9 protein-coding genes are annotated in these 12,790 nt (G+C 62.2%); 5 read left to right on the top strand and 4 right to left on the bottom strand.

Annotated features, from left to right (window positions below; translation table 11 throughout):
* Nucleotides 1-97: 97 nt before the first annotated feature.
* Nucleotides 98-1,456: a nucleobase:cation symporter-2 family protein gene (locus tag BM382_RS10815; protein ID WP_019093448.1), complete on the top strand. Its 1,359-nt coding sequence runs from the start codon at nt 98-100 to the stop codon at nt 1,454-1,456.
* 638 nt (nt 1,457-2,094) lie between these two features.
* Nucleotides 2,095-2,880 (top strand): outer membrane protein OmpK, encoded by a 786-nt coding sequence (locus BM382_RS10810; RefSeq protein WP_011062642.1) that lies wholly within the window; start codon nt 2,095-2,097, stop codon nt 2,878-2,880.
* 56 nt (nt 2,881-2,936) lie between these two features.
* On the opposite strand, the gene BM382_RS10805 is transcribed toward BM382_RS10810, so the two are convergent.
* Nucleotides 2,937-3,722, bottom strand: coding sequence for a FadR/GntR family transcriptional regulator (locus BM382_RS10805; RefSeq protein WP_019093447.1), 786 nt, complete (start codon nt 3,720-3,722; stop codon nt 2,937-2,939).
* Nucleotides 3,723-3,882: 160 nt separating this feature from the next.
* On the opposite strand from BM382_RS10805, the gene BM382_RS10800 reads away from it, so the two are divergent.
* Nucleotides 3,883-5,193, top strand: a complete 1,311-nt coding sequence (locus tag BM382_RS10800) for an MFS transporter (protein ID WP_011062644.1) — start codon at nt 3,883-3,885, stop codon at nt 5,191-5,193.
* A 15-nt stretch (nt 5,194-5,208) separates the two neighbouring features.
* Nucleotides 5,209-6,183, top strand: coding sequence for a D-erythronate dehydrogenase (denD, locus tag BM382_RS10795; protein ID WP_011062645.1), 975 nt, complete (start codon nt 5,209-5,211; stop codon nt 6,181-6,183).
* 76 nt (nt 6,184-6,259) lie between these two features.
* Here denD and BM382_RS10790 read toward each other — a convergent pair whose 3' ends face one another.
* From BM382_RS10790 to BM382_RS10780, 3 genes are all read right to left on the bottom strand, one after another.
* Nucleotides 6,260-9,451, bottom strand: coding sequence for an autotransporter family protein (locus tag BM382_RS10790; protein WP_011062646.1), 3,192 nt, complete (start codon nt 9,449-9,451; stop codon nt 6,260-6,262).
* A gap of 254 nt (nt 9,452-9,705) precedes the next feature.
* Nucleotides 9,706-10,872: a patatin-like phospholipase family protein gene (locus BM382_RS10785; protein WP_011062647.1), complete on the bottom strand. Its 1,167-nt coding sequence runs from the start codon at nt 10,870-10,872 to the stop codon at nt 9,706-9,708.
* Nucleotides 10,873-10,922: 50 nt separating this feature from the next.
* Nucleotides 10,923-11,855 carry a lipid A biosynthesis lauroyl acyltransferase gene (locus tag BM382_RS10780; RefSeq protein ID WP_011062648.1) on the bottom strand — a complete coding sequence of 311 codons (933 nt, stop codon included), beginning with the start codon at nt 11,853-11,855 and terminating at the stop codon, nt 10,923-10,925.
* A 122-nt stretch (nt 11,856-11,977) separates the two neighbouring features.
* On the opposite strand from BM382_RS10780, the gene minC reads away from it, so the two are divergent.
* Nucleotides 11,978-12,712, top strand: coding sequence for a septum site-determining protein MinC (minC, locus tag BM382_RS10775; RefSeq protein WP_011062649.1), 735 nt, complete (start codon nt 11,978-11,980; stop codon nt 12,710-12,712).
* The last annotated feature ends 78 nt before the right edge of the window (nt 12,713-12,790 follow it).

Raw genomic sequence — 12,790 nt, 5'->3', positions numbered from 1 at the left:
TTTCTTGCCATCAGTCAGAAGATTCGCCTGTTGCAAACACGTTGCGCGTAAAGACGCAGCGGTTAAATCACAAGAATAAAAAGATCCGAGGTGTTGCATGTCCGATTCATCCGAACAGTGCGTCCCCGATGCGCCCGCCATTCAGCGCTTGCCCTTCCTGCAACTGATCCTGGTCGGCCTGCAGCACGTCCTGCTGATGTATGGCGGTGCAATCGCGGTACCGCTGATCATCGGACAGGCCGCTGGCCTGAGTCGTGAAGAAATCGCCTTCCTGATCAATGCCGACCTGCTGGTTGCCGGGATCGCCACCATCGTCCAGTCAATGGGCATCGGCCCCATGGGCATTCGCATGCCGGTGATGATGGGGGCCAGCTTCGCCGCGGTCGGCAGCATGGTGGCCATGGCCGGCATGCCCGGCATCGGCATGCAGGGAATTTTCGGCGCAACCATCGCCGCCGGTTTCTTCGGCATGCTGATCGCGCCGTTCATGTCCAAGGTGGTGCGCTTCTTCCCGCCGCTGGTCACTGGCACGGTCATCACCTCGATCGGTCTCTCGCTGTTTCCCGTGGCGGTGAACTGGGCAGGCGGAGGCAGCAGCGCAGCCCAGTTCGGCTCGCCCATCTACCTGACCATCGCCGCCCTGGTGCTGGGTACCATCCTGCTGATCCACCGCTTCATGCGCGGCTTCTGGGTGAACATCTCGGTACTGATCGGCATGGGCCTGGGCTACATCCTCTGCGGCCTGATCGGTATGGTCGACCTCAGCGGCATGGCCCAGGCGCCCTGGCTGCAGGTGGTCACACCGCTGCACTTCGGCATGCCGCAGTTCCACCTGGCCCCAATCCTCTCCATGTGCCTGGTGGTGGTGATCATCTTCGTCGAGTCCACCGGGATGTTCCTGGCCCTGGGCAAGATCACCGGCCAGGAGGTCACCCCACGCATGCTGCGTCGCGGCTTGCTGTGTGATGCCGGGGCATCGTTCTTCGCTGGCTTCCTCAACACCTTCACCCACTCCTCCTTTGCCCAGAACATCGGCCTGGTGCAGATGACCGGCGTGCGCTGCCGTTCCGTGACCATGGTCGCCGGCGGCCTGCTGATCGTCCTCAGCCTGCTGCCCAAGGCGGCGTTCCTGGTGGCGTCGATTCCACCGGCGGTGCTGGGGGGCGCGGCCATCGCCATGTTCGGCATGGTGGCTGCGACCGGGATCAAGATCCTCCAGGAAGCCGACATCGCCGACCGGCGCAATCAGTTGCTGGTGGCCGTGAGCATCGGCATGGGCCTGATTCCCGTGGTGCGCCCCGAGTTCTTCGCCCACCTGCCCCTGTGGATGAGCCCCATCACCCACAGTGGCATCGCCATGGCGACCTTGAGTGCGCTGGTGCTGAACCTGCTGTTCAACATTCTCGGGGGCAGCGAGCGCGCGGCCAGCAATGCGCAACACGCCCATCAGCACTGAGTCACCAGCAGGGTGCCGGTTCGGCGCCCTGACCTTGCTTCACCGTTCATGCTTGACCGCAGCGCTCGCCCACTCAGGATCGAGCGCTGCCCATTAGACGCTGCGCCTTGAAAATAAGAACAAACAGGGAGCAACACCTATGCAGCCTGCCCAGGCTTTCCTGGCGGTGGCCGCTGGACGGCCATTAGCGCCATGCAATCCCCCTGACGGCCGCCAGTCATTGGCACTCTATTGCCCTTCAATGCGGATGCTTGCCTGAGATGGCCCGCATACCCGCCCCAAAGTGGTTGCAAGTGCGCCGTTGCGGAGCACTTGAGCCCTGCCGTGAGAGCCAGTATTCTCCGCGGCCGCGCAAGTCTGGTCTAAAAAAAAGCCCGGATGAAAAACCTGACCCAAGAGCCAACTTATCCCGGCCTGGACAGGTAACAAGGCGCAAGAAAACATCGCGAAAAACACTCTCGCCCGGCGGTATCGCTACAGCCGGACGGGAGTTTTTTGCTTTTTTTCGGCCTTGGCTCAGCTCTTGCTAACAGCAACAAAGCTGACCGATCGGATGGTTTTTTGCAGCAACGAAAAAAGGCGCCAAACCAGAGCGCCAAGCCAAAAAAACGTGGAACTACCTACTTGGGAGCAACCGAATGAAACCGATGTGCAAGAGCCTGATGTTGGCCGCCAGCTTGCTGGCCGGGGGGCAGGCCGTGGCTGGCGACCTGTTGCAATGGCAGAACAACAGCCTGACTTACTTGTATGGCAAGAACTTCGAAGTTAACCCGCAGATTCAACAGACGGTCACTTTCGAACATGCCGATGCCTGGAAGTACGGGGATAACTTTTTCTTCCTCGACCGCATCTTCTATAACGGCAAGGAAGACGGCAACGTCGGCCCGGACACTTACTACGGCGAGTTCACGCCACGCCTGTCGTTCGGCAAGATCTTCGACCAGAAACTTGAATTCGGCCCGATCAAGGACGTGCTCCTGGCGTTCACCTACGAGTTTGGCGAAGGTGACAACGAGTCCTACCTGATCGGCCCGGGCTTCGACCTGGCAGTCCCTGGCTTCGACTATTTCCAGCTGAACTTCTACCAGCGCCACACCGAGGGCAGCCGCCCGGGCGACAACGTCTGGCAGATCACGCCAGTGTGGTCCTACACCATTCCCGTGGGCCGTTCGGACATCCTGATCGACGGCTACATGGACTGGGTGGTGGACAACGACCAGAACGCCAAGGGTACCTACCACGCCAACCTGCACTTCAACCCGCAGATCAAGTACGACCTGGGCAAGGCGCTGAATTGGGGCGCCAAGCAGCTGTACGTCGGCTTCGAGTACGACTACTGGAAGAACAAGTACGGTATCGAGGACTCGCGCAACTTCGAAACCAACCAGGACACCGCCAGCCTGCTGGTCAAGTACCACTTCTGATGCTTGGCTGATGCCGCCTGCGCCCCTCCATGGAGGGGCGCAGGCGGTATTTTCCATCAGGCAATGCGTGAACCGGAATCCCGCCAGAATGCCGGATCGGCACTCTTGAGCCGCTCCACCGCGTTGTGGATGTGGCTCAGCGCCGCTTGCCTCGCCCCTTCGACATCCCGCGCCGCAATCGCCCGATAGACCGCCAGATGCTCGGCACGCACCGTGCGCGCCAGATCCTTGCGCCGTTCCTCATTGGAGCGGGTGATACGAATCGCTTCCTTGATGAATTGCGCAATGAATTCATGCAGGGAGGGGTACAGCGGGTTACCGGTGGCCTGGGAAATCGACAGATGGAACGCCAGGTCCTGCTCCACCCCATCCTGACCCGCCTGCTCGGCGCTATCGATAGCCAGCAGCGCCTGATGAATCGCCTCTAACTGCGAAGGGGTATGGCGCTGGGCCGCCAGGGCCGCCGCCTCGCCTTCGATACCACGACGCAGTTCGGTGACCCTGAGCACCGCCTCGATCGAGCCACGTACGTCCAGGTCGATAGTGAACGCCTTGATATGGGCGCCCTCGCACACCACGGTGCCGCTGCCTTGGCGCACCTCCACCAGGCCCGCCGACTTCAAGCGCGATATGGCCTCGCGGATGACGGTGCGGCTGACGCCGAAACGCTCGCACAGAACCGGTTCGGTGGGCAGGCGCGCTCCCGGCAGGACTTCGCCATTGGCGATGTGTGCCTTGAGCGCCGCAGTCACCTGGTCCGCCAGCGTGCCCTTGGCCGAATCCTTGAGCGTCGCCAGGGAATCGGCGGCGGGGAAAGCGTTATCAGGCTTGGACATGGGCATCTCGGTAGTCAAATTGGCTAACGGTACTGCATTTCAGGCACGCCGTCCTGCCCGAAGCCCGCCATTGAATTCGTATGATGTATTATGTTATCTAAGCCATGTCAGCAAGTCCGATAAAAACAAAATCACCCAAATACAAGAAACAAGGATGGGTAAAGACATGCCTGAATCACTGTCGCAAACCGCCTCGGCCCCGGTCACCGCCTCCTTCGAGGACCTGGCCTACCGTAAAGTCGCCTGGCGCATCCTGCCGCTACTGTTGCTGTGCTACCTGGTGGCCTATCTGGACCGGGTCAACGTCGGCTTCGCCAAGCTGCAGATGTCCGAAGACCTGCAGTTTTCCGAAGCGGTCTATGGCCTGGGCGCCGGGATCTTCTTCATTGCCTACTTTCTGGTGGAGATCCCCAGCAACCTGATCCTGCATCGAGTCGGCGCGCGGCTGTGGATCGCGCGCATCATGATCAGCTGGGGCCTCATTTCCTCGTGCATGGCCTTCGTCAGCACCCCCACTTCCTTCTATGTCATGCGCTTTCTGCTGGGCATCGCCGAGGCCGGGTTCTACCCGGGGGTGATCCTCTACCTGTCGTACTGGTTCCCCTCCAACCGCCGCGGCAAGATGTACGCATTGTTCGCTACCGCCGTGCCGCTTTCGGGGCTGATCGGCGCACCGCTATCCGGCTGGATCATGAGCGCCCTCAATGGCCATCACGGATTCGCCGGCTGGCAGTGGATGTTCTTTCTCGAAGGCTTGCCCTCGATTCTGGTGGGCGGCCTGGTGATCTACTGCCTCAGCGACCGGATCGCCGACGCCGGCTGGCTGACCCGGGAACAGAAGACCCTGCTGCAGAGCAGGATCGAGGCCGAAACCGACGGCCACCAGGTACACAGCGTGCGCCAAGTGTTCGGGCAGCCGCGAATCTGGCTGCTGACCGCCATCTACTTCTGCATGATCGCCGGCTTCTACACCGTCGGTTTCTGGCTGCCCTCCTTGATTCGCCAGGCAGGCGTCAGCGACGTCTTCCAGGTCGGCATGCTCACCGCGATTCCCTATGCCGCAGCGGCGCTGACCATGGTGCTGATATCCCGCAGTGCCGACCGCCTGCGCGAACGTCGCTGGCACCTGGCGCTGACCGCGGTTCTGGGTGGGGTGGGGCTGATGATTTCCGCCACCTGGAGCGACAACTTCACAGTGTCGATGATCGGCCTGACCCTGGGGGCCATGGGCGCCTTCAGCACCCTGCCACTGTTCTGGAGCCTGCCCACTGCCTTTCTCGGCGGCACCGCAGCGGCAGCCGGGATTGCCCTGATCAACTCCTGGGGCAACCTCGCCGGGTTCGTTTCACCCTACCTGATGGGCTTTCTCAAGGACCTGACCCAGAGCACCACCATCGGCATGTACGTGATGGCCAGTGCGCTGTTCGTCGGAGCCCTGCTGGTCTTCAAGATCCCCGGAAAACTGGTCAATCGCTGATAGTTGGAGTCACTCATGAATATTCTTGTCACCGGCGCCGCCGGGTTTCTCGGACGCCGCCTGATCCAGGCCCTGCTCGAGCGCGGCTCACTCACCGACCGTCACGGCCAGTTGCACCCCATTCAGCGGATTACCGCGTTCGACCGCGACCCCGTGCAAGGCCTCGACGACCCTCGGGTCCAGGTCAAGGGTGGGGATATCACCGATCCCCAGGTCCTGGCGAACCTGATCGACGCCAACACCCAGGGCATCTTTCACCTGGCCGCAGTGGTCTCCAGCCAGGCAGAAAGCGATTTCGATCTGGGCATGCGCGTCAACTTCAGCGCCACCCAGGGACTGCTGGAACGCGCGCGACAGTTGGGTACTTGCCCGAAGTGGGTGATGACCAGCTCGGTGGCCGTCTTCGGTGGGCAACTGCCGGACACCGTCGGCGATGATCAAGTCTGGTCACCCCAGAGTTCCTATGGCACCCAGAAAGCCATGAACGACCTGCTGCTGGCCGACTATAGCCGTCGCGGCTTCGTCGATGGCCGCAGCCTGCGCATGCCCACCATCGTCGTGCGCCCCGGCAAGCCCAATCTGGCGGCATCAAGCTTTGCCAGCGGCATCATCCGTGAGCCCCTCAACGGTCAGGCCAGTGTCTGCCCGGTGCCCTTGAACACCCGGCTATGGCTGATGTCACCGGCACAGGCCATTGCCAACCTGGTTCACGGTCATGAGCTGGCCGCCGAGCGCTTGAACCAGGGCCGAGTGATCAACATGCCCGGTTTGTCACAGACAGTGGAGCAGATGATCGATGCGCTGCGCGAGGTGGCCGGTGACGCAGTGGCCCGGCAGGTTCAATTGCGGCCGGATGCAGCCATCGAGCGCATCGTCGGCTCTTGGCCGGGAGCGTTCAGCACACCTTATGCAAACCAACTGGGCTTCACCGCAGACCCGGACTTTGCCAGCGTGATCCGACAGTTCATCAGGGATTATCTGCATCGTTGAACAACGGACCGCCCCCAGGATGGCCTCCTTGAGCTGGAGGCCGTCCTCGCTGGGTTTGCCACAAGACCTGCAAGCACTACCAGCTGTAGCTCAGGTTCAACTGCCCGCCGTAACCGTGCTCGCTGGCGCTTCCCGAATGGCCGAATAGATGACTGGATAGCTCCACATCCCGAGCGACCCGCACCTGGGCTCCTACCTTCAATTCCAGAGCATCCCGCGATGGCCTGGCATCGAAGCTGTTACTCCCCATCCGTACCGACGGCACCGCCTCGCTATGCAGCCAGTTGGTTTCGACAAAGGGTCGCAGCACCGATTCATCGGCCGCCTGACCAGGCTGCTGGTAGAGCCGCACGCCAATACTGGAACGCCAGGCATCGGCAGTGCCATTGCGCAACCGCGTATCCCGCAAGTCTGCGGCGCTGGCGGTATAACGGCTATAGATCAGCTGCCCGCGAGGCTCCACCACCCAGGCCCGGAAGGGAGAATCAGCGGCAAATGGCGCCAATGCATACCCGGACTCCAGGGAGGCCGACCATAGGTTCGAATCATAATCGGCGGACCCCAGTTCACTGCTCAGCCGGTTGGTATAGCGACCATACTGCAACCAGGTGTCGACATAGGCGCCCAGCCGGTTCACGTCATCCGCATAGAAAGTGCCATACACGCCCGCCGAATAACCCGAGACCTTGCCATGGGCCTTCGCGCGAACAGCAGTATTGGTGTCGCGGCGCATCAATGTGGAGGTCGAGTCGATGCGCGCGTCGCCATAGCCCGCCATGAGCCCGGCATAGAGCGCACCTTGCGCGCCCACCGGCCGGCGCAGCACCGCCCCGCCCATCTGCACCACATCGCTGCTGGAATCGATATCGACCTTGCCTTCGGCCATACGCATGCCCTTGTCATGCCGCCCCTGGGCCCGCATCCAGAGTCCCGAATCCTGGCGGTCGGCCCCCAGGCTGCGCTTGCTTGCACGGTCCTGCAGGCCATGGTCGAACATTGTCCTGGTGGCCTGCTGGGTGCCGATATATGCCCCGCCTTCCGGTGCCACCTGGCTGGCTTCTGAGGTCAGGTACCAGTCATTCGTGTTGCCCGAGATGCCACCTTGCACCAGGCTGTACTCATAGCCATTGATCGAAAGGCTGCCGACGCTCCAACGATAACCGCTGGAGCCCGTGTCCAGGTAGAAGGCGTCGGCTGCGATGGTTCCGCCATTGATCGCCTGCACCAGGGGGATCCCTTCCTGCGTCAGCCCCCCCTTACCGCCAGCGTTGAGCACTCGCACTGCGGTTCGGCCACTGGCCGTTCCACCATCGATGACCAGCCGGTCGCTGGGGGACGTGTCGTCGCCCAGGTGGGTGTTGAATACCATCGTGCCATTACCGATGTAGTCGTTAACGGTCAGGGTCTGGAAACCGGCTGCGCCGAACACCAGCGTACCGTTGTTGGTCAAGGTGCCCAGTGTCGAGTCACCGCGTATGTTCCAGCGGCTGCTGTCATCGAGCAGCAGGCTGTTGATCCGCCCTCCGCTCTCGGCCCGCAGAGCCCCCGTCAATTCCGAGCCGGCGCTGAGGCTCAGGTCCACACTGCCGTTCTGGGCAAAGACATCGCCCACCAGCGTCGAGCCGCTGGCCTCGACACTGACCTGGCCGGTATCGACGGGAACATTGTTCAACATTGCCTGGCGGGTCTGCAGAAAGATGCCCCGGGCCTCCTGCCCATCGGCACGCGCAACAATGCTCGAGTTCATCAGAGTGAACTGATGATCGCCGCCACTGGCCAGCAAGCCTGCGCCATCCTGGGTACTGATCTGACTGCCGGTCAGCGAAAGGCTATTGCTCGCCGTCCCGCTGTTGACATAACTCCAGACGCCAGACGCCAGGTCCCCGTGAGTGGCCAGCCGGGAGTTCTCCAAAGTTGCCACCGCACCATTGCCCAGTGCCAGGGCGGACGCACCGTTGCCGTTGGTGATGACCTCGGTGCTACTGACGGCCAGACGCGCATCGTCCGCCCGCACGAACAGACCATGGGCCGCTTGCCCATGGGTGACGACCTCAGACTGTGCCAGGCGCAGGTCGGCTCCCGTAGTTTGTGCCAGGGCGCCGAAGGATCCGGCGCCAAAGGTTTCAATCCTGATATTGCTCGCCTCAATGCTGGCATCGCTGTCGAACTGGTTGTACAGGTACAAACCCAGCGAATTCGCACCATGAGTGGTGATGCTGCCGTTGCTCAGCGTCGCCTGGCCGGCCCGGTTATCCAGCCCGTGGGCAAACTGGGCGCCGTAGGTGTCGATGCTGAAGCGATCGGCCACCAGCTTCGTCTCGGGCATGAACATCCATATTCCGCCTGCTTGAGCTCCAGAGGAGCTGATGCGGACGTTATTCAACGTGGCGCTGGCGGCGTCGCCATTGAGGTTGAGCCCATAGCCATTGCTGGAGCTCAGCGTTGCATCGCGAATATCGGCTGACGAGCCAACGCCGTCGAAGTCGTACCCCAGAAATACTGCGTCCTCGTGGGCGGTGAGGCTGCCGCCAAGCATCGAGAATTTGCCACCATAAAGTCGGGCGCCGGAGTAGCTGGCAGAAGTGCCATGGCTGTCGATGAAGGCCAGGCTTGACCCGGCCCCCCTGACATACAGAACCGAAGCGTCCTCGCCCGCCGTATTGATGGTGACCGCCTCCAGCGTCATTGAGGCGCGCTGGGACACCTCGGCGCCATATCCGCTGGCATTACTGGTAGAGATGCTCAGGTTACGAGCGTCCAGAGCCGTTCCCGCACCCGAGGCGACCACGCCATAGCCATAGATGCCGAGGGTGGTAATGCTGCCACCGTCAAGCGTGATACGGCCACCACCGTACGCGTAGGCACCAAATGACTGCCGGGAAGTGAGCGAGGTGCCGGTGGCGACGATTTCACTGCCAGGACCACGGGCCTCGAGCGCGTAAGTGCGGTGGCTCAGTACCTGGCTATCCACCAGAGTCACGTGTCCACCATCGCTGGCGCTGACCCCGACCGTGAAGTTGCCGCCCGGGGAACCGGCCTGGATATCAACCCCTTCGGCATTCAGGTTATTGCCCTTGGCCGAAATGTTGATCGCCGCCCCCGGGCCGTCATAGATCACGGAGTCGCCCGGATGCAGGTTCATCGAATCACCGCCAGCCGGATTGGAGAGATCAATCTGGCCGTACTCAGCAGCTCGCGCCTGGATCGACACAGCCACGAGGGACATCGTAAAAAGGCCCGACAGCGTCGAGCGGACCAATCGTTGCATGAGACTACCTACCACATTTGCGTCGCAGGCTCCTCAAGACAATGTCCACAATTGACAGCAAATGGCCGTAGAAAGCAGGAGGAACCGCGATGATGATCGACATTGATCTCCACCATCATCCAAGCGATCCCGAACCTTTGTAATCAGATTGATCTTAAAAGACTGCACCGGCACTCGGTAGCGCCGGCAATAGAGAGCAGGAAGGGCTACGCGCATTGTTCCGCACGCAGGCGCATGCATGCTCCCAAGCGGATTCAGGCCCGTGGCGCGCGCGCCAGCCCAAGGAAGCGCGCCAGCTCCTCGCGCTTGGCCAGGGCGTCACTGCGTCCCAGCTCGATCAGCTCGTTGCAGTAGGCCGCTTCAAACAGCAGATAGCTCAAGACCCCTGCGCCGCTGGTGCGGGTCGCCCCGGGCCCACGCAGGAATACACGCAACGCTGCCGGCAGCTCATGCCGATGACGAGCGGCAATCTCATCGATGGGCTGGCTGGGGGCAATCACCAGCACTTCCACTGGAGCAATGCCCAGGGCGCGGTCGGCAGCACTGCCGGGCAGCAACCGGCTGAAGTGATTGAGCCGCTCCAGCAATTCGATATCGCTTTCCAGGCTGTCAATGAAGGTGCTGTTGAGCATGTGCCCGCCAATCTGCGCCAGGGTCGGCTCCTGACCGGTATAGGTCCGCTGCCCGGCACTCTCCGGATCGTTGCCCCGCGGGTTGCCGCTGACGCCCACCACCAGCACACGGCTGGCCCCCAGGTGCAGGGCCGGGCTGATGGGCGCCGACTGGCGCACCGCCCCATCGCCGAAATACTCCTGGTCGAGCTTCACCGGCGCGAACAGCAAGGGGATCGCCGAACTGGCCAGCAAGTGATCCACCGTCAGATGGGTGGGAATGCCGATCCGTCGATGCCGCAGCCAGGGATCGATCACCCCGCCCCCTTGATAGAAGGTCACCGCCTGGCCGGATTCGTAGCCGAACGCGGTTACCGCCACAGCGTGCAATTGGCCCTGGGCAATCGCGTCGTTGATGCCCGACAGGTGCATGTGTTCGTTGAGCAGCTCGCGCAGCGGCGAGTTGTTGATCAGCGCCACCGGCACCTGGGCACCCAGCCCCAGCAGGCTGTGGCCGACAAAGCGGCTGGCCTGGCGAATGACCCCGGGCCAGTCGCTGCGCATTACCTGATCACTGCGAAAGTTGCGCCAGAACGCCGTGAGGCGCTGGATCGCCGCAGAAAAGTCCGCGGCGCCACTGGCCAGGCTGACGGCATTGATGGCCCCCGCTGAAGTGCCGACGATCACCGGGAACGGGTTGCGCGCCCCCGGGCCCAGCAACTCGGCAATCGCCGCCAGCACGCCGACTTGATAAGCGGCCCGGGCACCACCGCCGGAAAGAATCAAACCTGTTACCGGTCCAGCACTCATTGCTTCACTCCATCCATGGCGTACCAGGGCCGCTCATCAAGGCCAGAGGGTCAACCGCGCTTCTTATAGAGCTTGGGCTCGCCTGGCGGCCGGCTCTTGAAGCGACGGTGAGCCCAGAGGTACTGCTCGGGGCAGGCGCGCAAGGCAGTTTCCACCCACTGATTGATCCGCAGGCAATCCTCCTCTTCGGTGGCGCCGGGAAAATCCGCCAGGGGGGCATGGATCACCAGACGGTACCCACTGCCATCGGCCAGGCGTTCCTGGGTGAAAGGCACCACCAGCGCCTTGCCCAGGCGGGCGAACTTGCTGGTAGCGGTGACCGTCGCGGCCTGGATACCGAACAGCGGCACGAAAACGCTCTGCTTGGCGCCATAGTCCTGGTCCGGCGCATACCAGATCGCCCGTCCGGACCGCAGCAGCTTGAGCATGCCGCGCACGTCGTCGCGCTCCACCGCCAGGGAATCGAGGTTGTGGCGCTCGCGCCCGCGGCGCTGGATGAAGTCGAACAGTGGGTTCTTGTGTTCGCGGTACATGCCATCGATGGTGTGTTGCTGGCCCAGCAGCGCCGCGCCGATCTCCAGGGTGGTGAAGTGCAGGGCCATGAGAATCACCCCATGACCGTCGCGCTGGGCCTGCTTGAGGTAGTCCAGCCCTTCGACATGGGCCAGCCGAGCCAGCCGCGGCTTGGACCACCACCAGCTCATGGCCATCTCGAAGAAGGCGATCCCGGTGGAGGCGAAGTTCTCCTTGAGCAGGCGTTTGCGTTCCGCCGCGGACTTTTCCGGGAAACACAGTTCCAGGTTGCGCTTGGCAATCCGCCGGCGCTCACCGGCCACCCGGTACATCAACGCCCCGAGGGCGCGACCGATGTGCAGCAATGCGGCATAGGGCAACTGGACGATCAGCCATAACACACCAAGCCCCAGCCACAGCGGCCAGAAACGTGGAGACAAGAATGCAGCTCGAAAACGCGGGCGATCCATTACAGATTCCGGGACAGACAACAAGGTCGCGCATTCTACATCGGTTCGACCTGGCTTGCGGGGCGCGGGCGATCTCGTTATAAGTCTCGGCACTTTTAGTGACAAGCCGCCTTCTGCAGACCATGAGCCAAACCGAATCGCTAGACCAAGATCCTGTGTTCCAGTTAAAGGGCAGCATGCTCGCCATCACCGTGCTGGAACTGGCCCGCAACGACCTCGAAGGCCTCGATCGCCAACTGGCCGCGAAAGTCGCCCAGGCGCCGAACTTCTTCAGCAACGCCCCGCTGGTACTGGCCCTGGACAAGCTGCCTGCTGGCGAAGGCTCGGTGGATCTGCCCGGGCTGATGCGCGTCTGCCGCCAGCACGGCCTGCGGACCCTGGCGATCCGCGCCAGCCGCATCGAAGACATTGCCGCGGCGATTGCCGTCGACCTGCCGGTGCTACCGCCTTCCGGCGCCCGGGAGCGGCCGCTGGAGCCACCGGAAAGTGAAATCAAGAAGCCGGAAAAACCGCCGGAACCCACCATCAAACCGACTCGCATCATCACCTCGCCCGTACGCGGCGGGCAGCAGATCTATGCCCAGGGTGGCGATCTGGTAGTGGTGTCCTCGGTCAGCCCCGGTGCGGAACTTCTCGCCGATGGCAATATCCATGTATACGGCCCCATGCGCGGCCGCGCCCTGGCCGGAGTCAAGGGTGACACCAAGGCGCGGATTTTCTGTCAGCAATTGAGCGCTGAACTGATCTCCATTGCAGGCCAGTACAAGGTTTCCGAGGACCTGCGACGCGACCCGCTGTGGGGCTCCGGAGTCCAGGTCAGCCTGTCGGGTGACGTGTTGAACATCACACGTCTTTAACGGATACTGCCGCATTTTCCAAGCATCTCTAAAACGTAGCGAAAACGGCTCAAACGAAGTAGGAAATTGGCAATCAGC

This window comes from Pseudomonas sp. NFPP25, assembly GCF_900116505.1.
GTDB lineage: Bacteria > Pseudomonadota > Gammaproteobacteria > Pseudomonadales > Pseudomonadaceae > Aquipseudomonas > Aquipseudomonas protegens.
This window is presented reverse-complemented; position numbering and strand designations above follow the sequence as displayed.

Excerpts from the sequence above, each read along its gene's own strand:
- BM382_RS10815 (WP_019093448.1), top strand. The coding sequence starts at position 98 with ATGTCCGATTCATCCGAACAGTGCGTCCCCGATGCGCCCGCCATTCAG.
- BM382_RS10810 (WP_011062642.1), top strand. The coding sequence starts at position 2,095 with ATGAAACCGATGTGCAAGAGCCTGATGTTGGCCGCCAGCTTGCTGGCC.
- BM382_RS10805 (WP_019093447.1), bottom strand. The coding sequence starts at position 3,722 with ATGCCCATGTCCAAGCCTGATAACGCTTTCCCCGCCGCCGATTCCCTG.
- BM382_RS10800 (WP_011062644.1), top strand. The coding sequence starts at position 3,883 with ATGCCTGAATCACTGTCGCAAACCGCCTCGGCCCCGGTCACCGCCTCC.
- denD (WP_011062645.1), top strand. The coding sequence starts at position 5,209 with ATGAATATTCTTGTCACCGGCGCCGCCGGGTTTCTCGGACGCCGCCTG.
- BM382_RS10790 (WP_011062646.1), bottom strand. The coding sequence starts at position 9,451 with ATGCAACGATTGGTCCGCTCGACGCTGTCGGGCCTTTTTACGATGTCC.
- BM382_RS10785 (WP_011062647.1), bottom strand. The coding sequence starts at position 10,872 with ATGAGTGCTGGACCGGTAACAGGTTTGATTCTTTCCGGCGGTGGTGCC.
- BM382_RS10780 (WP_011062648.1), bottom strand. The coding sequence starts at position 11,855 with ATGGATCGCCCGCGTTTTCGAGCTGCATTCTTGTCTCCACGTTTCTGG.
- minC (WP_011062649.1), top strand. The coding sequence starts at position 11,978 with ATGAGCCAAACCGAATCGCTAGACCAAGATCCTGTGTTCCAGTTAAAG.